The 19838-nt window shown below is 36.4% G+C and carries 17 protein-coding genes and 2 pseudogenes; 11 read left to right on the top strand and 8 right to left on the bottom strand.

The genetic code is table 11. The annotated features are described in order from the left end of the window. Both NEOC95_RS00180 and NEOC95_RS00175 read left to right on the top strand, forming a co-directional pair. The coding region (locus tag NEOC95_RS00180; RefSeq protein WP_213150903.1) for a leucine-rich repeat domain-containing protein at window positions 1–180 on the top strand (180 nt) is incomplete at its 5' end. A 127-nt stretch (window positions 181–307) separates the two neighbouring features. Then, window positions 308–565, top strand: a pseudogene (locus NEOC95_RS00175) (IS630 transposase-related protein); the annotation flags it as partial. A 281-nt stretch (window positions 566–846) separates the two neighbouring features. Here the strand turns inward: NEOC95_RS00175 and NEOC95_RS00170 are convergent. The 7 genes and pseudogenes from NEOC95_RS00170 to NEOC95_RS00140 all read right to left on the bottom strand — a co-directional run. Further along, a pseudogene (locus tag NEOC95_RS00170) lies at window positions 847–1197 on the bottom strand (IS630 transposase-related protein); the annotation flags it as partial. A gap of 444 nt (window positions 1198–1641) precedes the next feature. Further along, entirely contained in the window at window positions 1642–2664 is a 1023-nt protein-coding gene (tdh, locus tag NEOC95_RS00165; protein ID WP_166157406.1) for an L-threonine 3-dehydrogenase, read from the bottom strand. A gap of 37 nt (window positions 2665–2701) precedes the next feature. Next, window positions 2702–3889, bottom strand: coding sequence for a glycine C-acetyltransferase (locus NEOC95_RS00160; protein WP_213150899.1), 1188 nt, complete (start codon window positions 3887–3889; stop codon window positions 2702–2704). A gap of 631 nt (window positions 3890–4520) precedes the next feature. Further along, window positions 4521–5060 carry a carboxymuconolactone decarboxylase family protein gene (locus NEOC95_RS00155; RefSeq protein ID WP_166157412.1) on the bottom strand — a complete coding sequence of 180 codons (540 nt, stop codon included), beginning with the start codon at window positions 5058–5060 and terminating at the stop codon, window positions 4521–4523. Window positions 5061–5261: 201 nt separating this feature from the next. Beyond that, entirely contained in the window at window positions 5262–5870 is a 609-nt protein-coding gene (locus NEOC95_RS00150; RefSeq protein ID WP_213150897.1) for an HAD family hydrolase, read from the bottom strand. Then, window positions 5851–6705 (bottom strand): DNA-formamidopyrimidine glycosylase, encoded by an 855-nt coding sequence (gene mutM, locus NEOC95_RS00145; protein ID WP_166157418.1) that lies wholly within the window; start codon window positions 6703–6705, stop codon window positions 5851–5853. The genes NEOC95_RS00150 and mutM overlap by 20 nt, the downstream gene beginning before the upstream one ends. 486 nt (window positions 6706–7191) lie before the next feature. After that, complete coding sequence (locus tag NEOC95_RS00140; RefSeq protein ID WP_213150896.1) at window positions 7192–7719, bottom strand: HdeD family acid-resistance protein; 528 nt, start codon at window positions 7717–7719, stop codon at window positions 7192–7194. Between the two features lie 95 nt (window positions 7720–7814). Between NEOC95_RS00140 and NEOC95_RS00135 the strand changes: the two genes are divergently transcribed. The 5 genes from NEOC95_RS00135 (at window position 7815) to NEOC95_RS00115 (ending at window position 14464) form a co-directional block, all read left to right on the top strand. Continuing rightward, window positions 7815–8099, top strand: a complete 285-nt coding sequence (locus tag NEOC95_RS00135) for a DUF167 domain-containing protein (RefSeq protein WP_166157424.1) — start codon at window positions 7815–7817, stop codon at window positions 8097–8099. A gap of 1385 nt (window positions 8100–9484) precedes the next feature. After that, a complete protein-coding gene (locus NEOC95_RS00130; RefSeq protein ID WP_213150894.1) occupies window positions 9485–10906 on the top strand; it encodes a lipase maturation factor family protein in 1422 nt (473 codons plus the stop codon). 16 nt (window positions 10907–10922) lie between these two features. Beyond that, window positions 10923–11099, top strand: coding sequence for a hypothetical protein (locus NEOC95_RS00125; protein WP_166157430.1), 177 nt, complete (start codon window positions 10923–10925; stop codon window positions 11097–11099). A gap of 888 nt (window positions 11100–11987) precedes the next feature. After that, window positions 11988–12782, top strand: coding sequence for an alpha/beta hydrolase family protein (locus tag NEOC95_RS00120; protein ID WP_166157433.1), 795 nt, complete (start codon window positions 11988–11990; stop codon window positions 12780–12782). Window positions 12783–12817: 35 nt separating this feature from the next. Then, window positions 12818–14464 carry a diphosphate--fructose-6-phosphate 1-phosphotransferase gene (locus NEOC95_RS00115; RefSeq protein ID WP_166157437.1) on the top strand — a complete coding sequence of 549 codons (1647 nt, stop codon included), beginning with the start codon at window positions 12818–12820 and terminating at the stop codon, window positions 14462–14464. A gap of 140 nt (window positions 14465–14604) precedes the next feature. Here the strand turns inward: NEOC95_RS00115 and NEOC95_RS00110 are convergent, their stop codons facing one another. Beyond that, window positions 14605–16194, bottom strand: a complete 1590-nt coding sequence (locus NEOC95_RS00110; protein WP_213150892.1) for a peptide ABC transporter substrate-binding protein — start codon at window positions 16192–16194, stop codon at window positions 14605–14607. A 306-nt stretch (window positions 16195–16500) separates the two neighbouring features. Between NEOC95_RS00110 and NEOC95_RS00105 the strand changes: the two genes are divergently transcribed. From NEOC95_RS00105 to NEOC95_RS00090, 4 genes are all read left to right on the top strand, one after another. Beyond that, window positions 16501–17145 carry a DEAD/DEAH box helicase family protein gene (locus tag NEOC95_RS00105; protein ID WP_213150890.1) on the top strand — a complete coding sequence of 215 codons (645 nt, stop codon included), beginning with the start codon at window positions 16501–16503 and terminating at the stop codon, window positions 17143–17145. 15 nt (window positions 17146–17160) lie between these two features. Next, a complete protein-coding gene (locus tag NEOC95_RS00100; protein ID WP_166157446.1) occupies window positions 17161–17850 on the top strand; it encodes a hypothetical protein in 690 nt (229 codons plus the stop codon). 386 nt (window positions 17851–18236) lie between these two features. Further along, window positions 18237–18593 carry an RNA recognition motif domain-containing protein gene (locus NEOC95_RS00095; RefSeq protein WP_166157449.1) on the top strand — a complete coding sequence of 119 codons (357 nt, stop codon included), beginning with the start codon at window positions 18237–18239 and terminating at the stop codon, window positions 18591–18593. Between the two features lie 405 nt (window positions 18594–18998). After that, on the top strand, window positions 18999–19349 hold the full coding sequence (locus NEOC95_RS00090; RefSeq protein ID WP_166157452.1) for an RNA recognition motif domain-containing protein: 351 nt from the start codon (window positions 18999–19001) through the stop codon (window positions 19347–19349). Window positions 19350–19838 lie beyond the last annotated feature (489 nt).

The raw sequence follows: 19838 nt of genomic DNA, 5'->3' as shown, positions 1-19838 counted from the left end.
AACTTAGAGCACAACCAACTCACCTCTATTCCAGTAGAGATAGGGCGGCTTTCTCAGCTAGAAATACTTAACTTAGATCACAACCAACTCACCTCTATTCCAGCAGAGATAAGGCAGCTTTCTCAGCTGCAACAGCTTGACCTAGCCGGCAACCAGCTCACCCCTTTCGTGCAGAGATAGACTTATTAACTGATCAATTAACTCTTGAGGTGATGAGAAATACGCTGAAAATCATTCTATCTTATAGTTGCTCAAATTTTATCTTTCTAGGAGATGCGTATAATTAAATGACACGGTATATTCACACGATTTAAGAAAAAAAGCTTTGAATTATATAGAGAATGGCGGCCCAATAGCCACAGCTAGTGAAGTGTTTGATGTAACAGCTCGCATGTTAACAAATTGGAGTAAGCGGAAAAAACCAGGTTGTTTAGCTCCTAAAAAAAGACGGCAGAGCCCCAGTAAAATTGATAGTGAAAAGCTAAAATTGTATATAAAGCAAACTCCTGATGCATCCCTTAGAGAAATAGCTGAGGAACTTTGGCATTTTGACACTTTTTATTGATTTAAGCCGCTCACTTCAACTTTCGTCCTATCACTTTTAATGAGCGACGGGGCTTCAAGCTTCGCGACTTATAAATCCTGTTGCCTTTATTTTTATCACCCGTATCAGATTAAGTCCTATCTATTACAATCTAGCTGCTATAAAGCTTTCTCTAGCAAATGAACGGCCTGCTAGAGCGCCATAAATCTTTTCTCCTATAAGTAATCTTGCATGTTGGTGCTGTACATAGGCATTTATCTCGCTTTCATCTATGTAAATTCTATTTTCTTCCGGAATATTTTCTAGCTTTTGTCTAAACTCCTCTCGTTTATTCTGATCTCTTTCCTTGTAGAAGGGTGTCTTCTTTTTAAAGTGATTTTCACTCTTTTACAGACATAAAAAACTGCAGTTATCGTCACTCCGAATGCCTCAGTTATTTCTCTAAGGGATGCATCAGGAGTTTGCTTTATATACAATTTTAGCTTTTCACTATCAATTTTACTGGGGCTCTGCCGTCTTTTTTTAGAAGCTAAACAACCTGGTTTTTTCCGCTTACTCCAATTTGTTAACATGCGAGCTGTTACATCAAACACTTCACTAGCTGTGGCTATTGGGCCGCCATTCTCTATATAATTCAAAGCTTTTTTTCTTAAATCGTGTGAATATACCCTGTCATTTAATTATACACATATCCTTAAAAAAAATAAAATTTAAATGATTATATTTACCACTATAGTACTAAGAAGCTATGAAATAAAATTTTATGCTTTAATTAGGATGAGGAGAGGCAAAAGGTAAGGGCTTACATACCCTCACCTTTTTATTCAATTAACACTAAAAAAGCTTTCTATCTATGCCTTTTAAAAAAGCTAACACCATACATTTAGAAGCCTTGTTGAAAGATCCCTGGAACGGTCCTTGGAGAATCGTGGTCATTTATAAAGCTATCTTATTTATCCAGAAGCTTTTAAAAATTATTGTTAAAAATTTTCCTAGCTTTAAAAAAGGGTTGCTCTAAATTACTATTGTTAAAAGCTATATCTATCTGAACCCTTTTTGCCTAGATGTTATGGGAGCTTATTTTTTCAGGTAGCATCTCACCAATCTAAAATAACTTTTCCGGATTGGCCTGACATCATCACCTCAAAACCCTTTTCAAATTCGTCAATAGGGTAGTGGTGAGTAATGAGCGGTTCTATTTCAAGGCCGCTCTCCAATAAATTAACCATTTTAAACCAGCTAGAAAAAATTTCTCTTCCATAAATGCCTTTGATGGTCAGCATTTTAAAGATAACAAGGTCCCAGTCAATCAAGCATTCGGCAGGTAAAATACCTAGCAAAGCAATCTTTCCACCATGATGAGCATTTTCCAAAAGTGTTTTTAAACCATCAGGGTGCCCGGACATTTCCATACCCACCGTAAAGCCATTCTGAATACCTAGCTTTTCCATCATCTCTTTTAAAGAAGTATTAGCCACATTGACTGTTGTTTGCGCACCTAGCTTTTTGGCGAGCTTTAAACGATATTCATTCACATCCGTAATGACTACTTGGTGAGCTCCAGCTTTCGCGGCGATGGCAGCTGCCATAATACCTATAGGCCCGGCACCAGTAATAAGAACATCTTCGCCGGTAAGATCAAAAGTAAGTGCAGTATGGACTGCATTTCCATAAGGATCGAAAATTGAGGCTACATTATCTTTAATAGAAGAAGGAAGGGGAAAAACATTCTCGGCGGGAATATTAAAGTATTCAGCAAAACAGCCATGGCGATGAACGCCTACCCCTAAAGTGTTTATACATAAATGCTTTTGACCTTTAAGGCAGGAAATGCAGCTGCTACAGGTAATGTGTCCCTCTCCGCTCACCCGATCACCTACTTTAAGGCCTTTAACATTCTTACCTATCGCTGCGATTTCTCCCATGTACTCATGTCCGACTACCATAGGTACAGGAATTGTCTTCTGCGCCCAGGCGTCCCATTTATAAATATGAATATCCGTACCGCAAATGGAAGTTTTATGTGTTTTAATTAATACCTCATCCTCTTTAATGGTCGGGATGGGCACATCTTCCATCCATAGACCTTCTTTACGGTAACTCTTAACTAAAGCTTTCATGATGACCTTACATATATGAATTTAAAAGACAGAGATGTTAGATGATTTTAAATTCTTTGCCAACATTTTCAAATGCTTGTATGGCCATATCTAATTCTTCTTTATGGTGAGCTGCTGACATTTGCGTACGTATACGTGCTTGGCCTTGCGGGACCACGGGATAGCAAAACCCTATAACATATACGCCCTGCTCTAACATACGAGCAGCCATTTGCTGAGCTAAAACTGCATCGCCTATCATGACAGGAATAATAGGATGTTCACCAGGTAAGAGCTTAAATCCTAACTTTGTCATTTTTTCGCGGAAATAGAGGCTATTCTCTTTTAATTTTCTCCTTAAGTTTTGGCCATTTTCTACGATTTCTAGGCATTTTATAGAAGCATAAGCAATTGCAGGTGCTAGGGTATTAGAAAAAAGATAAGGTCGTGACCGCTGCCTTAACCATTCAATAATTTCTTTGCGTCCTGAAGTGTAGCCTCCCGAAGCACCCCCTAAAGCTTTTCCCAAAGTACCGGTAATAATATCTACCCGTCCGATAACTTCGCAATGTTCTGGTGTGCCGCCTCCTTTCTCCCCTAAGAAACCTACAGCATGCGAATCATCTACCATAACAATAGCATTATATTGGTCTGCTAGATCGCAAATTGCTTTTAAGTTAGCAATGCTGCCATCCATAGAAAATACACCATCGGTAGCAATCATTTTAAATCGACACTCTTTAGCCTCTATTAATTGTCTTTCTAGATCTTCTATATCATTGTTTTGATAGCGTAAACGTTTGGCTTTACAAAGCCTTATTCCATCGATAATGCTAGCATGATTTAAAGCATCGCTAATAACAGCATCTTCACTACCTAAAAGAGTTTCAAAAAGGCCTCCATTGGCATCAAAACATGAAGAATAAAGAATGGTGTCTTCGGTTTTCAAAAAATGGGAAATTTTATTTTCCAGCGCACGATGTACGCTTTGCGTGCCACAAATAAAACGTACCGAAGACAAACCATATCCATATTTATCATAGCTTTCTTGAGCGGCCTTAATGATTTGTTGATTATTAGCTAGGCCAAGGTAGTTATTGGCACAAAGATTTAGCACTTTATTCCCATCAGCTAGGGTAATGGTAGCTTGCTGAGGAGAAATAATTTCAGATTCTTTTTTGTAGAGACCCGTGTTTTTAAGTTGTTCAATTTGCTGTTTGAGATTTTTTAGAAAAGATTTATTCATAAAGTACTCCGTTTTTAACAGAATAACATTTCTATATATCTACTGACAAGCAGATCGTAGAAGTGGAAATATAAAGAGGGTTGGTAGATTAAAAAGAGGCGAGGCTGGCAGGAATATACTTAACTTGAGTCAAAAGCTTAAAAATTTACTTTCCTTAACTCTTGTGGAAAAGATCGTTTTATTAATAAGCTAATTTTTTGATGCTTACCTTTATAGTAAACGGTCACGGGGTGGGCCCAGCTTTAGAGGTAATTCTGCGGATATCTGCAAAGCTAAAAATGCTTGCAAATAGCTGTTTTTTCTATTTGCTGTACTTTATAATTTCCATTAAATTCTGATTATCAAGAGAGTAAGCAGTTCTACTTCCCTTGAGCGCTTATCATTTATAGCTCTTCTTCTTAAAAAACTTTTTCATATCAAAGCTTTTAATTCGCCTCATGGGTACTTTTAAATATAATATTTTTAAAATAAGCAAAATTAGCCATAGATAAAAAAAATTTCAAATTACTCCTATCAAAGCCTATCAGCAGAACTCAAGATACTTATGCTTTGGAGCCTTAAAGGGTTTAGCTAGATAAAAGTTGGCTTTCCAAGGCATATAATTTCTCTGCATTAGAAAGCCCTTGAATATCTAGTTTAGAGGCGGAGCTTGTGGGAAGTCGACTTGAGTGCCGATAATATTATTAAAGTAATTGGTAAACATGTTAACAGCAATATTAAGCACAATTTCTATAAGTTCCTGATCGGAAATACCTTCATTTTTTAAGGCGACAACATCTTCTTCGGAAACCTTACCTCTTTTTTCTACTACTATTTTAACAAATTTAAGGATGGCTTTTGTTTTAGGTTCTTGAGCCTCTCCCTTGCGCGCTAGCAATATCTCTTGCTCAGCAAGACCGTGCGCTTTAGCAGAAAGAGTATGTGCAGATACGCAATACTCACATTGATTAGCTTGGCCAATAGTTAAAGCTATCTCTTCTCTAACTTTTGCAGATAAATGAGTCTGGGCTGCAGCTTCGCTTAAAGCTAGAAAAGCTTTTAAGGTTAAAGGGGAGTTGCCCATATTCTGGAAAATATTAATCACTCTACCCATCTTTTTTTGTAGGGCTTCATATAATGGTTTAAGCTCAGGTCCAGCTTTTTCAGGAAGAACAGGGGTGACGCGTAACATAGCTTTTACTCCTAGGTAACTGTTAAAATAAAGAATTAACGAAACTCAAGGTTTAACACAAGATTTTTTTACTCCTTATAATGCTAATGAGACATTAGCAGCTAGACGCTAGAAACTTTTGTTACTTTTGGCTAGTAAAATGGCTATTATAAGTTTGCTTTTAACAAAACATGGGTAACAATTAACCGGTAGAGCTTCTATTTAAATAACTTTTAGTCTTAGGAGCTCGTCATGCACATACTGGTGCTCTTGACAGATGATTGCATCCATACCCATCTTCTGAGCAGCTGCAACATTTGCTAAAGAATCATCAATAAATAGGCACTCCTCTGGCTTTAAAAAATATTTATCTAGGAGAGTTTGATAAATTTTTTTTTGTGGCTTAAGGGTATGGATTTCGTAAGAGAAGACGGCGCCATTAAAGCTATCTAAAAGGCTTTTGTATATAGATATCTTCTTAAAAAACTCCCCTGAAATGTTAGATAGAATGAAAGTTTGCTTTTTTTGGGCTTGAACTTGTTTTAAAAGGCTAATTCCTTTTTCTAGAGGCACTAGCTTTTCTAAAGAAAGGCTAACGAAACGCTCAATATAGTGACGGGGGTAGCAAGTGCTAAGCTGTTGCATAGCTTCCTCTAAAGAAAGGGTTCCTGCGTCTAAATCACTCCACGTTGAGGTGTAAACAATTTTCTCAATATGAAGAGGAAAATCAGGATCTTTTTCTTTAAGAAGGCGTGAAACTTCTTTAGGATTCCAATAAAAAAGCACTCCTCCTAAATCAAAAATAACTTGTTTATAAAGGCTGGATTTCATTAAAAATCTCCCTCTTTTGGCAAGTGGGGCAAAGATGAGTTCCTCGTTGAGCTACCACCATTTTAATGATAAGTGTGCCACATCTTGAGCAGCCTAATCCCTGCTGACGAAAAACATTTAAATGATGCTGATGGCCGCCTCTTTTTCCACTAACACTATAGTAGTTACCTATTCCTACACCTAAACTTGTCCCTTTGTTTTTAATCCCTTTGTTTAGCACATTTTGAATGGCTCGGTGTAACGCTTTTATCTCCTTTTTAGTTAAAGAATTAGTCAATCGTTGGGGATTTATTTTAGCTTCCCATAAAGCTTCGTCAACATATATATTTCCTAGCCCTACAATATGCTTTTGATTAAGAAGAAAGGGTTTAATTTGAGAAGCATACTTTTGCAGCATAGAAGTTAATGCTGAGCAGGTAAAGTTAGAGGAGAGAGGTTCTAACCCAAGCCTGCTTAATTTTTCCAGGGGATCAATATACAGAGACCACCGACCAAATTTTCTGGGGTCTTCATAACGTAGGATGGTTCCATCCGTAAAGACTATACGTATATGTTCATGCTTTTTAATAGGTAGCGGGCTGGCGAGCCATTCGAATTTACCAGTCATGCGCAGGTGTACGAACAAAGTACTTTGCGACAAAGTAAATACCAAATACTTTCCACGTCTCTCTAAATGATTAATAGACTGCCCTTGGATTTGATGTATAAATACCTTATCATCCGAGGTATCAATTATTTTAGGCCACTGCACATAGACAGTTGCAATTTGTTTACCGACTAAGCCAGTCGCGATAAGTTCTCGTACGATAGTTTCTACTTCTGGAAGCTCAGGCATATTTAAGCTATAAGCTAGAATGATATGGATAAAAATTGAGTATATTAGATGGCTAAATAGTCTGGCAAATCTTTTTTTATTGCAGCTGAGTATTTACGGGCAAGCAAGCTAAATAGCAGGATTAGGTTTAAGAATTTTTAAAAGCTCTAGAAGAGGAAGGAAGCTTTTAGCATTTATAAAGGAAGAATAGGCATAAAATCAAATTTTTAAGGGTTACTCGATCAGCAATCATATTACTTTTTGCCAGATAAGCAAATGGAAAGGTAAAAAACAAAGGCGTTTTCTTAAACTTTTTTAACTCGGCTGGGGTAAATTATTTTTTAAAGATAGTTTAATAAAACTGGACAAAGTTTTTTTATTTATATTTTAGGCTGACCTAGCACATGGGGCTAGCATGAAGGCAAAATTCTTTAAATTCTTTTTAAAATCCACCTTTATAATTTTTATTGCTTTAATGCGGCTCAATATAGAAGCAGCACGGCTTTATCACTCATTGGTAGGAATGTGAATAGCAAGGGCTAAGAGTGAAAATCCAAACAAAGTCATATTAATTCCTACCAATGGCCCAATTATCCATAGAGAAGTCTCAGGCCAACCTGAGAGAATAATGCCTGCCATCAAAAGGGCAATAATTCCGCTAGAAAGTAACCACCCCCAATTGGGTGTGCCTTTTATTTCAAGGCTAATCCTTATTTTAGTGATGCCTTCAGCCAAAAAAAAGATGGTAGTTAATAGAGTAAGGGTTTGTATACCTGCCATAGGATAGATAAGCATGAAAGCACCCACTAACATCGAGATAATTGCGCTGGCTAACGATAAAGCTCCCCCCGGTTCATGTATAGTTTTAAAAGATTTATAAAGCTGAGCACTCCCTCCTAAAAAGATAATTCCCCCTACCATCAATTCAATGCTTAAGGTTGCTATGAAAGGGGCCGCAATAGCTATTGTTCCTAAAATAATTAACCAAATGCTTTCCACAATAAAAGCTATGCGATACTTTTGTAAAATATTCATGGGAAAAAACCTCCTTATCTATCAACATGATAGAAACATTATGGTTATCTTTTAAGATTAATATATAAACGGATAATAAGTAAAATATATTCAATATGTTTAAAAATAATTCAAGTCACATCTATCTGCCTATTAAAGTCGTTTTAAAAGCCAAAAAGAGCGAGATTACAGGCTGGGAAAATGATCGCCTCAGAATACGTCTTTCCGCTATCCCTGAAAAAGGGCTAGCGAACGATGAGCTGCTTAGGCTTCTTTCCATAACTTTAGGCATCCCTAAAACTTCATTGCAAATTGTGCAAGGAAAAACCGCGCGCCTAAAAATCGTTCGTATTGAAGGGCTTTCCTCTCAAATGCTTCATCATATTTTAATGTTTAAATAATATTTTGCTCTAGCAAGATATGCATTTACTTGGTAATTTTTCACCATTTTTCCTTATCAGCACTTATGTTACTTTCATCTATAAAATGGGTAAGAATGGAGGAATATTTCTAAATTCTAATATTAGCTTGATTTCTTTTGTTTCAGCGCAGCTTGCTTCTCGCAGGACTTATAGCTTTTTTATTAGTTAGATTATGCTCATGATAAAGCACTTAAGGTGTAATTTGTTTTCTCTACATGCAAATTGGATAAAGAATAAAAAATTATACTCAATCAATTAAGCCATATAGTGTATAGAGAACTAAACGTGGAGCTATGCTTGCTTACAGAATTTTTCTTAAGCCAGTACGGATAAGAAAGCATGCTTATATCATGGCAAATGAATTAAAGATGATAGGTTGGGCTCAATGGAGGCGTAATACTTATACAGCCCCTTATCAATTTTTAGCAGGAAACTGAAATGTTTGCCTTCTATATAGGGAGCTTTACGCGAGAATGGATAGGTGGAGAGGAGAGCTTAGTAAAGAAAGCACTTATGAGATTCTCAGCTCTCTTCTCCTGTAATTTGCTAGAACTATGGATTTGTTAAAGCTATTTATAGGCGTTAAGTTTTGCTAGCTTTTTATGCTTTCATCCTCTTTTAATCCCTTGAGGCTATGTAAACATGAAAATCATTTAAGCTTAGAGTATTTCTTATAGATTAATAATCCAAGAAGAGCAAACTTGGGGATTAAAAGTAGCGGGCCAGCTCCATCCATAAACTGAGCCAGAAAGAACATGGTTTTTAACGAGAACTTCGAGCGTAGATTCTTAGACTCTCTCGGCACATAAGCGTAGGGTGTGTTATAAGAATTTTTAAAGAAAATTCAAGTATACTTTCTTTTGCCTGGAAAAAAACGCTGCTTTTCTCTTTATAGTAAAGATGTTTCTTAAGCTTATTGAATTAAGCGCTTGCACAAAAAAAAGAGCATCTCTTGGAGATGAGAGGGAGGATGCTTGTGCTTTATAAAAACGAGGATTAAGGTTTAATTCTTTAAAGGATGTAAGAGTGAAGGTTAAAGACGAAATTCGGCATGATTGCTTAAAAATTAGCTAATAGCATCAACAAATTTACAGCCGCTAAAGCTAGCTAGAAATGTTGTAACAAGCTGCTTTGTGAGGAGACCTAAATTCTATAAGGATAATGACCTAGCTAGGGAAGGAAAAGTTAAAATTATTATCTCCTTTCATGAATGATAGCAGAGCTATAGCCTGCAAGGAAGATAAAATTTTAAAGAAATTAAAGAATGTAAAAAAGACTTAACAAAAAATTCACTTGTTTATTAGAGCAGATTATTTAGGAAGTTTACTAATAAATAATTTATAATTAACACCTTAAGCTGATATATGCAAAATTTTATAGAGTCAAATGCTACTTTTATAGCAGGGCAGTGGGTATTTATCAAATTGTTAGGCTTATGCTATTTCCTTGCTTTCTGGTCCTTGTTTATTCAAGTGAAAGGTTTATATGGCGCTAAAGGCATACTTCCTATGCAGGAGATTTTCAACGGGATGCGAAGGAGCAAAACGTATACGCACTACTTAAGAACACCTTCCATATTTTGGATAAATACGGAGGACAAAATGTTAAAGGGGGTGGCCTTAGTAGGAATAATAGGAGCAAGCTTAGTGCTTTGTGGGGTTGCTGTTAGCTGGATGCTCTTTATTCTTTGTTTATTATATTTATCTTATGTCTCTCCTTCACTTTATTTTTTGTCTTTTCAATGGGATGTTTTATTGATAGAAGTAGGGTTTGCCGGTTTCCTCTTATCTTTACAATCGCCTCCTTTACCTATTGCTGTATTCTTATTGTGGATTATTCTTTTTCGTATAATGTTTTCTTCAGGGATAGCAAAATTTCTATTAGGGAGCCAGGAATGGAGAAATCTATCTGCCATGCAATATCATTATGAAACACAGCCGCTTCCTAATAAAATAGCTTATTTCTTTCATCATCAACCCAAATGGTTTGCACAACTATCCACGCTTGCTGTCTTTTTATTTGAAATTATTTTACCTTTCTTTATTTTTACTCATCCAGACTTAAGGGCTTATACTTTTCTTATCCTTATGTTGTTCCAATCGATTCTCACCTTAACAGGTAATTTTACTTTTTTTAATGGGCTTACTATTGCTCTTAGTTTTGTACTTTTGGAAGATAATTATTTGCCCTGGTTGCAACCGTTCCTTCCGCTTTCTAATTCTCCAAGAGAACTATCTACTTCTCTTTTAGTCTCTATCTTGGCCATCTCTTTAATCGTGCTAAATTTTTTCCAACTCGTCCAGCTTTTTCGCTCTTTACCTTCCGTAGAGCGGGTTTTTGCAATAATAAGTCCATTTTATCTTGTCAATAAATATGGCCTGTTTTCACGTATAGCTACTCAGCGTTATGAAATTGAAGTGGAAGGAAGTGAGGATGGTAGGATATGGAAAACATATGAATTTAAATGGAAGCCTGGGGATCTTAAAATTCCTCCTCGCCAGGCAGCGCCTTATCAGCCGCGATTAGACTGGCAGCTTTGGTTTGCTGCTCATGGAGAAGTTAAACACAATCCCTGGTTTACACGTTTTATCTATCGGTTAATGGAGAATTCACCAGAAGTTGTAAAATTGATGAAAAATAATCCTTTTCCTGATAAGCCTCCTACATATATGCGGGCTAATCTCTATGAATACCATTTTACAACCTCTCAAGAGAAAAAAGAGTCAGGCAATTGGTGGAAGCGTAAGTATGTAGGCATTTATTTGCCTCCTGTGAGTAAAAGTTAAAATATAGGAAGGCTGCGTGGAATATACAAAAGAAAATAGCATAGGTAGTACTAACAAAAGAACTTTTAGCCACGATACATGCGTAAAAAATAGATTAGATAGACTAACTAATGTGGAAAAAATTTATGCCGTTGAAAAAAAATTGTTTGATCGGCTCTTAAATGCCTCTTCTACTACTCATAAAATGCTTTGAATATTTTAAAAAAGAAGATGTGGCTTACAAAGCCATGCTGGATGTAGATTAAGCTGTAAAAAGTATTAACAGCGTTAACAAGCCTCCCAAAGAATATGCTTAACGGGTCCTTTAAACAGAGATTTACTAAATCGATTAATTAACGAATAATCCTCCCTTAATGCACCATTTTTTCCAAGGCGGAGAACAAATAGGATTTTGCTGATATCTATAGATGAGCGTGCTCTATTGACAACAAAAAATAATACGCTTTTGAGATACTCCTTATGCAGCCCTGTACTTTATAAAAACCCCTCGAACTAAGTAGAGAGGCATGCTTCAGAGGGTGATTATGCAGACTAAGTTTTTTCAAAGCGTATAATAAAGCAATTTCTATTTCTAGCTCGCTAGATTTAAGGCCTCATCTATAGTTAAAATGAAGAAATCTAGTTACAGCAAAGTTTTTTATCATGCTTATTTATAGAGCTTCTAGCTCTCCATTTGATCCGCTAGAGATCATAATTGCAACTTTTTGTTGACAGCACGGTTTATAGACGTAATATATAAAACATTTGAAGACAATTTAATTGCCAAAGTGAATAGAAAAGAAAAAGAACTAGCTGTTGAGGCGCGCAATTAAAATTAAATCAGATTGCTTAAGAAGAAGCAAGAGGTTTAGCTTCTAAAGCATATCTACCTTTCATTACTTTGGTACGCATTAAAGGCAATATGTTAGGGGCCTTACTAAAGCTATCTAATAGACAGGTAGGCTATGCATCTGCATCTTGCCTGCCAATATCGCTAGGAAATTATTATAGGGGCTATGCACTGTAATTAGTTAATTGAAATATAAGCCATAGCTTTTGGAGCTTAGCTTTTAACAGACTTAAGTGTAAAGGAAAGATTTCGATGGAAAGAGTTGAGGAGAAAGAAGCTATCGTTCTTGAAGTGGAAGGATACAAGCTCTTTGGTGTTTTACACCTTCCTTTACAGGAAGAGAAAGTTCCTGGTGTTTTAATGTGTCATGGCTTAGCAGGGAATAAGATAGGACGTTTTCGGACCGCTGTCACTTTAGCTAAAGAATTAGCAAAGAGGGGAATAGCATCCCTTCGTATAGACTTTCGGGGTTGTGGGGATAGCGATGGAGATTTTTGCGAAGCGAGCGTGAAAGGATTGTTGAAAGATGCATGCACAAGTTTAAGCTATTTACAAAAGCATGTTCGTATTGATCCTTATCGTCTAGGTGTTCTGGGCCGCTCTTTCGGCGCGGCTATAGCTCTCATGGCAGCGCACTCGCATAAAAACATTAAAAGCCTTGCTTTATGGGCTCCTCTATATAACACCGAACAGTGGCAAGAGGCCTGGCGCATTTTCCATGATGTTCATACACCTGCAAAGGTGCGTGAGCAATTGCTAAGCATTGAGGGGCAGCAAGGTAGCCCCATATTTTTTGAGGAGTTTTTCAATGTTAATCTAGCATCTACCTTAGAGGCCTTAGCCGATGTGCCTTTGCTGCATATCCATGGACTAAAAGATAGCGTGGTTAAAATAGATCATGCAAGCCTATACGAAAATAAACGTTCAACTGCGCGAGCAACCTCTAAATTTATAAAAATACCAGAAGGGGACCATCATTTTACCCGTAAAAATGATCAAGAGTCAGTTATTGCTGAGACAGTCAATTGGTTTAAAGCCACCTTGTGAAGAAACAAATAGCAATCTATAGAGCAGGAGATTTTATGCCTAGCACCTTACAGAAAGTCCGCATGGAATATCAACCTTTGTTACCCCCTTTATTAGATGACCTCCATTCGCTTGCTCTTGTTTCTACAGGCAATTTAGTGGGGAAAGATTCAGCCCTAGTTAATCTCTTTCCTCATACTTACCAGCAACCTCCCTTAAAAGTCGTAAAGAGCCAAATTCAAAAACAATTTCCTATGCGTATAGGCTTTGTGTTTTCTGGAGGGCAAGCAGCCGGGGGGCATAATATTGCCTCTGGGTTATTCGATTCTTTAAAAAAATTACATGTCGATAGCCAGCTCTTTGGTTTTTTAGGGGGACCAGCAGGTATTATTAAAAATAAATATATAGAAATTAATGCAGAAATGTTAGCTTCTTATCGTAATCAAGGAGGCTTTAATTTAATTGGAGCAGGTAGAACAAAGATAGAAACTTCCGAGCAATTTTTAGCGGCTGCCCAAACTGTAAAAGAGTTAAAGCTTGATGGTTTGGTTATCGTGGGTGGTGATGACTCTAATACCAATGCAGCTTTGCTTGCAGAGTATTTTTTAAGCCAGGGAATGGCTACTAAAGTAATTGGGGTACCCAAGACAATTGATGGAGATCTAAAGAATGAATTTATTGAACTTTCTTTTGGATTTGATTCGGCCACTAAAACATATTCTGAATTTGTAGGAAATATTCTTATCGATGCTTTATCGGCAGAAAAATATACATTTTTTATCAAGCTTATGGGGCGAACAGCTTCCCATATTGTGCTGGAAGTGGCCCTGAACACCCACCCCAATTTGGCTCTTATTGGAGAAGAAGTTGAAGCGCAAGGATGGACTCTTCAAGATATTACTCACCTAATAGCGAACTTAATAATGGAACGGGCTAGAATAGGTAAAAACTATGGCGCCATATTGATTCCTGAAGGGCTTATTGAATTTATCCCCGAATGCAAGATCCTAATCAAAGAATTGAATGCACTTTTAAGCGCAGAGCAAACATATGCTAAAAAAATTGAAGCTTTAATACCTAATCAAGAAAAAATTAATTATATTAAATCTTTTCTTTCTTTAAAAGCCCAGCAAAGCTTACAAACTTTACCCGAAGATATTCAAATGCAGCTATTGTTGGATCGTGACCCTCATGGCAATGTACAAGTAACTAAAATTGATACCGAACGTCTTCTTATTGAAACTGTCCGCCAAGAGCTAACTAAACGCTTAGCCCAAGATTCTTTCGTGGTAAAATTTAATCCTCAGCCTCTCTTTTGTGGTTATGAAGGTCGCGCTTGCTTACCTTCTAATTTTGATAGCCAATATTGTTATACTTTAGGTCATCTAGCCACATTATTGATTCAGGCGGGGGCAACTGGCTATATGGCATGCATACAAAAATTGAATGAGCCTATAGAAAATTGGGAACTTTCTGGTGTGCCTCTTGTTTCTATGATTCACTTAGAAGAACGCCATGGCAAAGCTAAGCCGGTGATTAAAAAAGCATTAGTTGAGTTAACAAGCCCTATATTTAATTATTTTAAGCAAGAGAGAGTCAAATGGCGCTTAAATGATGATTATATTAGTCCTGGCCCTATGCAGTTTTTTGGCCCTGAGGAAATAACCCCTAGCAAGCCTTTTACTCTAATGAACCAAAAATAACAGATAGGCAAGCTTCATTGCTCTTATGTTTTTAAACAATCGCTTGTGTAAGCATCTTGAAGCCACTCCTTTTAATGGAGGGGGAGTGGACGGAAAAGTCTTTTCCTTTTGTTCACGCAATTAATAAATGGGCTTAAAAATTAAGGGGGACCTTCATTTATATCTTTCAAAAAGGCATATTTAATGTCTAAAATTCCTAGGTCTGATAGGCCTATTCCTCCTAAATTCTCGCTTTCTGCATAAGTATAAGACCCAAAAAGCAAAGGAGCGATAGGCATGGCGTTCATAAGAAGTCTTTCAGCTTTTTCTAAATATTTTCTACGTTGATCCTTATCATTCTCAATGGAAGAAAAAGTTAATAAACCCAAATATTTGGTATGTTCTTCCTGGCTAAAAGCGGGATTATAAACTTTAAAGCTTTCTAAAAAGCTTAGAGGATCACTAAACCTTGCATACCATGAATTTAGAGCAATTTGGTAATCTCCTTTATCAGTAGTTCGGGCGAAAACTTCAGGTTCTTGCTTTTGTAGTTGAATGGTAAAACCAAATGCATGATTCCACTGCTGCTGCACAGCTTGAGCAATTGCGCGTTGGGTGTCCGTATTAGCATAAGTTAAGGTAAGCTGGGGAAGAGAATCTTTATCCATTTTCATTTCTTGCAAAGCTTCTTGGAATAATTGCCAAGCTGCTGGAAGATCATTGTCTTGATAGTAGTTTATAGCTTCCCAATCTGCTAGGGGTGGAAGTATCCCAGTGGCAGGTGAGTTAGCTCCTTGGGTAGCTAGCGCAGCAATAACTTTTCTATTGAGGGCCATGTTAAAAGCTTTACGTATTTTGATATTGCTCAGAAAGGTATTTTTGGCATTGAATTGCAGCCCATGCATAATTGTTGCAGGCTTAATCTTTAATAATTCTTGGTGTTTTAAGGCTGGCATAGCCTGTGAGGGTAAATGGCTTAAAGGAGAGCCTACGTAATCTACCTTTCCTCTTTCAAACATTTTGTAAGCATGGTTTGCATTCATCCTCGAAAGGATAACCGCGTCAAGGGCAACTACTTTTGCATCCCAATAACAGGAATTTTTTGCGAGAATAATTTCTGCTGAAGATTTCCATTCTTTAACTTTAAAAGGGCCATTAGTTACTAGGGGATAATTTTCCTTTTTCTGCATGCATCTTATAGAAGAGTGAACGGGAAAATATAAATGGGTGGTTACTACCTTTAAAAAATAAGGAGTAGGATTTTCTAGCTGTATCCTTAGATGCTTAGCATCTAATGCTTGAATGCCTACTGCTTCTGCAGAGCCATTTCCTTCTTTAAATGCTCTTGCCCCTTTAATTATATAGAGTAAGTCAAGGTTTTTGCTTGGAAAAGAAGGGAGTAAAACACTCATCCATGATTGTTCAAAATCTTTTGCTGTTAATGGAGTACCGTCACTCCATTTTGTATCTTTGAGGGCAAAAGTATAAGTTTTTAAATCAGCAGATACTTCTACAGATAGAGCTAGCGCGGGGATAACCTTGCCTTGATGATCTATCTTCATCAAACCTTCATAAAGCATATGCAAAAGATTTCTAGTGATCAGGTTGGCTGGATAGCGTGGATCCATGCTGGAAGCAGACTCTTCGCAAGCTAATCTAAGGATAGCTTCTTGTTTTATAGGCACTTTTTCATTCTGGCAAGCTGTAAGTAAAAATATAAGGAGGGTGATTAAAGAAAAATTTTCCTTCATATGGATCGTCCTCTTCCTCCGTGACGGTATGTAAGATTTATTAAAATACAAGCCAAGCGCCTATTCTTTCTAGCAAGCTTAAAATTAAAGGTAAAAATCTTGTTTTTCAATTAATTAATTTATTTAAATCTATCTGCTTCTCATTCAAAGCTAATGAAATATTTTTAAAGGCGTAAAGTAGATTTAGCGAGCATTTCTTGCTGATAAGAATAGCAAAAATTTTTCCTTTCTTAATTTTTGTTGTAGCATTATGAGGGATCCGTTATAAAAAAAATTTAATTGTACAACAAGTGGATGGGATGGTCTATGTTCAAAAGTTTTCTAGTGGGTAGTATTATTATAAGTTTAATAGGAGCTTTTACTTTATATGGATATGGAAAAAATACTGTAGACCACATGTTTTTAGCTTCGAAAAATTCCTATAACGAAAATAGCAGTGTTTCCGAGCCTATCCTTGAAGGGTGGATAGATTATATACCAGCTTCTAAAAGCTTTATTTCAAAGTTTCCCACCTTACCCCAGCACGCTACCGATCGAGCCTTAGATAGTAAAACTAAAGAATCTAAGCAATATGAGATGTATGTCTCAGAGAATAATGATCATGTCTTTATGATTAGCGTGATATCCTTTTTAGACGTTAACAAAATACGAGATGGTGAAAAGGTTTTGAAAAAGGTTGTCGATGATATGGTGGTATCAAACCCAGGAAACAGATTAGAGAAGTTTCAGCAAGGAAGCCTAGAGGACATTAAAAATGTAGAATTTTTAATTACTAATGAGTCTTATACTATTAAGGGACATGCCTTTTTAGATAAAAATAAACTGTATGTTTTATCAGTATTGTCTAAATCGGTGGCGGAGCCTAGCGCAGAATTCGAATATTTCTTTAAATCCTTTAAAATAAATAATGACAACTCTTCTAATCTGTTGTCTTTTTCTATGAAAAACTAATATTTAAGGAAGTCTATGATAAAGATAGCTTATGCTTTTATTTTAGCGGTGTTGTTGAAAGCTAGTATGGTCTATGCAGATCTACCAAGCCTTTCTTCTGAAGTCAATCATCCTCCTTCGGCTATTTCTACTGCTCAAGCCTCTGAATCATTAAGAACTTCTCTTCTTTCTTTTAAAAAGCCTTTAAATCCTATTTTAAGTCAGGGCTTCCCTTTTACCTTGCCAGGGATCGTAAGCTGGAAAGACAATCAGTGGGTGGGAAGCGATAATTTATATAACTTAAAACCTAATATTCACATAATTTTAGAGCTAGTGAAGGGTGAAAATAAGAATTTTGACATTAATGAAGAAGAAGTTAAAGCGCATATTCAAGAAAAACTTGCCAAAATTGGGATTAGCTCAACACTCCTGCCTGAAGCTAACGAGCCTTTCTTACCTCTCTTTCATGTCCTAGTTTTAGTTGATTCTATCGACCAGTTCTATACTGCTAGCTGTTCATGTCGCTTATTTGAACCTGTTATTCTAAAGCGTGTCTCTTTGGAAAAAGGAATTATTTATCAAGCAATTACCTGGGAAAAGCAAGAGCTGATTACTTCACCAAAAAAAGATTTTTCCGATTTATTAACTAAAACCCTTAATGGTTTAACAGAAGCTTTTGTGAATAGATTTCTTTATTTTCAAAAATTAAAGTATAAAATTCAGTAGGCTGATAAAACTTTTATAAAAAAATCAGCTTGGCTAAAAATTATAATTTTACAAATCAGTAGACATTAATCTAAAGAAAGCTGATAATTTGAGTATCTGCAATTTAATGAGGCGAGCTAGTATCTAATAAGTATTTAAAGTCGTAAGAAAAATTATGAAACTAGAGAATTTTAAATCTTTTAATTTTCTCTGGGACTATGTTTGGGCTTCATTAGATGTCAAATTTTCAAGATTTCCCAACAGAGTTTACTTATAAGGTCTAAAGGCTCGTTTCAATTAGCCTTTATCTTATAAATCATTCTTTCCTAGCGCTTAAGAACTTCTTTTAGATCTCTCTTTTTCTACTTAAATATTGCAGTTGTTAACCAACCCAAAATGGAGTCCATATGAAGAAAATTTTTGTAGGCAACTTATCCTGGAAAGCAAGTGAAGAGACTTTAAAGCCTCTTTTCGAAGCTTTTGGAACTGTTGTCTCCATCAAAATTATTAAAGATCAGTATACAGGCAAATCTAAAGGTTTTGGATTTGTTGAGATGGAAACTGATGATGAAGCTGCAAAATGCATTCATGAGCTTAATGAAAAGCCTTTCTTAGAACGTAATTTGCGCTTGAGCCCCGCCCAAGAACGTCAAGCTGGCGCAGGCAGCCCTCAGGGCGGTAGAAGTCATCGTGGCAACGGTGGGGACTCCTATCACCGGGGTGGTCAACGTTCTAATCGAGATAGATCTTTTGCATCTGAGTAATAAGATTATCGATCTTAAACGATTTCTAAAAACCATGGTTTTAAGCCATGGTTTTCCAATTTTTTAACTTCGCAGCTTGAATAAAATGATGTAGGCAGATTTAGTTACTAAATAAAGTATAGAAGCTAGAAATACAGGTAAATAAAAGCATTATCAATTACATAAAATAATCTTACTTTATTAAATTACTAGAATTCATGCTAAATTTTTTTAATATTCTTTCACATCCTTACGATTGTAAGCCACAAGGATCTAAAAATTTATAAATTAAGCATTTAAGTAAAAGTTAGCAAAGGAGAGCGGTTACTTACCACCCTAATGCTAACTCTTCTTATTAAATACTTGCTTTTAAAAAATAAAAAATTACAGTAAAAAACTAATATAATATTTCAAAACGGAGTCCATATGAAGAAAATTTTTGTAGGCAATTTATCCTGGAAAGCAAGTGAAGAGACTTTAAAGCCTCTTTTCGAAGCTTTTGGAACTGTTGTCTCCATTAAAATTATTAAAGATCAGTATACAGGCAAATCTAAAGGTTTTGGATTTGTAGAAATGGAAGCTGATGATGAAGCTGCAAAATGCATTCACGAGCTTAATGAAAAGCCTTTCTTAGAGCGTAACCTTCATTTAAGTCCCGCCCAAGAGCGCCAGCCAGGTGCAGGTGGTGGCCGTGATAATAGAAGCCCTCGTGGCAACGGTGGAGATTCCTATTCTAGAGGAGGACAGCGTTCTAATCGTGATAGAAATTACGATTAATAGACGCCCTTATTTCTAACTAGAAATTTTATAAACCATGATTGTTTAAATCATGGTTTTTAATTTTTTAAACCTAGTTAAAAGAAAAATTGGCCCATCAGCAGATTAATAAAACCTTCCAGTCTAGGGCCGCCGAGCAAGAATGGCTCATTTTTTTAAGTTCAAGGCGTGTTTGTAGATGGCAGCAAGGGCATCTGCTCGTCACTAAATCTATTGGGCATTATTTAAAAATGAGCAAAGGATTATAGCTTTAGCCGTAATTATATGTCTTTGCTTGCTGGCCTATATCTTTACTCACCGTCACTTGCGTCAACAATTACAAAGATTATCTACCTTTATTGTTAATCAATTAGGGCAGCCTCCCAAGATGCCTACCCTGTGCCGGCTCTTCCGAGTTCTTGGAGTTGTTTATCTTTTGATAAAATGTACCCCTGAAGGTATGAAAGGTTAATCCTTAATTTAAATTCTGATTTAAAACATATGTTACAA

It is taken from the genome of Neochlamydia sp. AcF95 (genome assembly GCF_018342455.1).
Lineage (GTDB): Bacteria > Chlamydiota > Chlamydiia > Chlamydiales > Parachlamydiaceae > Neochlamydia.
This window is presented reverse-complemented; position numbering and strand designations above follow the sequence as displayed.

Bases quoted from the DNA above. Each gene is read 5' to 3' on its own strand.
- tdh (WP_166157406.1), bottom strand. From the start codon at position 2,664: ATGAAAGCTTTAGTTAAGAGTTACCGTAAAGAAGGTCTATGGATGGAA.
- NEOC95_RS00160 (WP_213150899.1), bottom strand. From the start codon at position 3,889: ATGAATAAATCTTTTCTAAAAAATCTCAAACAGCAAATTGAACAACTT.
- NEOC95_RS00155 (WP_166157412.1), bottom strand. From the start codon at position 5,060: ATGTTACGCGTCACCCCTGTTCTTCCTGAAAAAGCTGGACCTGAGCTT.
- NEOC95_RS00150 (WP_213150897.1), bottom strand. From the start codon at position 5,870: ATGAAATCCAGCCTTTATAAACAAGTTATTTTTGATTTAGGAGGAGTG.
- mutM (WP_166157418.1), bottom strand. From the start codon at position 6,705: ATGCCTGAGCTTCCAGAAGTAGAAACTATCGTACGAGAACTTATCGCG.
- NEOC95_RS00140 (WP_213150896.1), bottom strand. From the start codon at position 7,719: ATGAATATTTTACAAAAGTATCGCATAGCTTTTATTGTGGAAAGCATT.
- NEOC95_RS00135 (WP_166157424.1), top strand. From the start codon at position 7,815: ATGTTTAAAAATAATTCAAGTCACATCTATCTGCCTATTAAAGTCGTT.
- NEOC95_RS00130 (WP_213150894.1), top strand. From the start codon at position 9,485: ATGCAAAATTTTATAGAGTCAAATGCTACTTTTATAGCAGGGCAGTGG.
- NEOC95_RS00120 (WP_166157433.1), top strand. From the start codon at position 11,988: ATGGAAAGAGTTGAGGAGAAAGAAGCTATCGTTCTTGAAGTGGAAGGA.
- NEOC95_RS00115 (WP_166157437.1), top strand. From the start codon at position 12,818: ATGCCTAGCACCTTACAGAAAGTCCGCATGGAATATCAACCTTTGTTA.
- NEOC95_RS00110 (WP_213150892.1), bottom strand. From the start codon at position 16,194: ATGAAGGAAAATTTTTCTTTAATCACCCTCCTTATATTTTTACTTACA.
- NEOC95_RS00105 (WP_213150890.1), top strand. From the start codon at position 16,501: ATGTTCAAAAGTTTTCTAGTGGGTAGTATTATTATAAGTTTAATAGGA.
- NEOC95_RS00100 (WP_166157446.1), top strand. From the start codon at position 17,161: ATGATAAAGATAGCTTATGCTTTTATTTTAGCGGTGTTGTTGAAAGCT.
- NEOC95_RS00095 (WP_166157449.1), top strand. From the start codon at position 18,237: ATGAAGAAAATTTTTGTAGGCAACTTATCCTGGAAAGCAAGTGAAGAG.
- NEOC95_RS00090 (WP_166157452.1), top strand. From the start codon at position 18,999: ATGAAGAAAATTTTTGTAGGCAATTTATCCTGGAAAGCAAGTGAAGAG.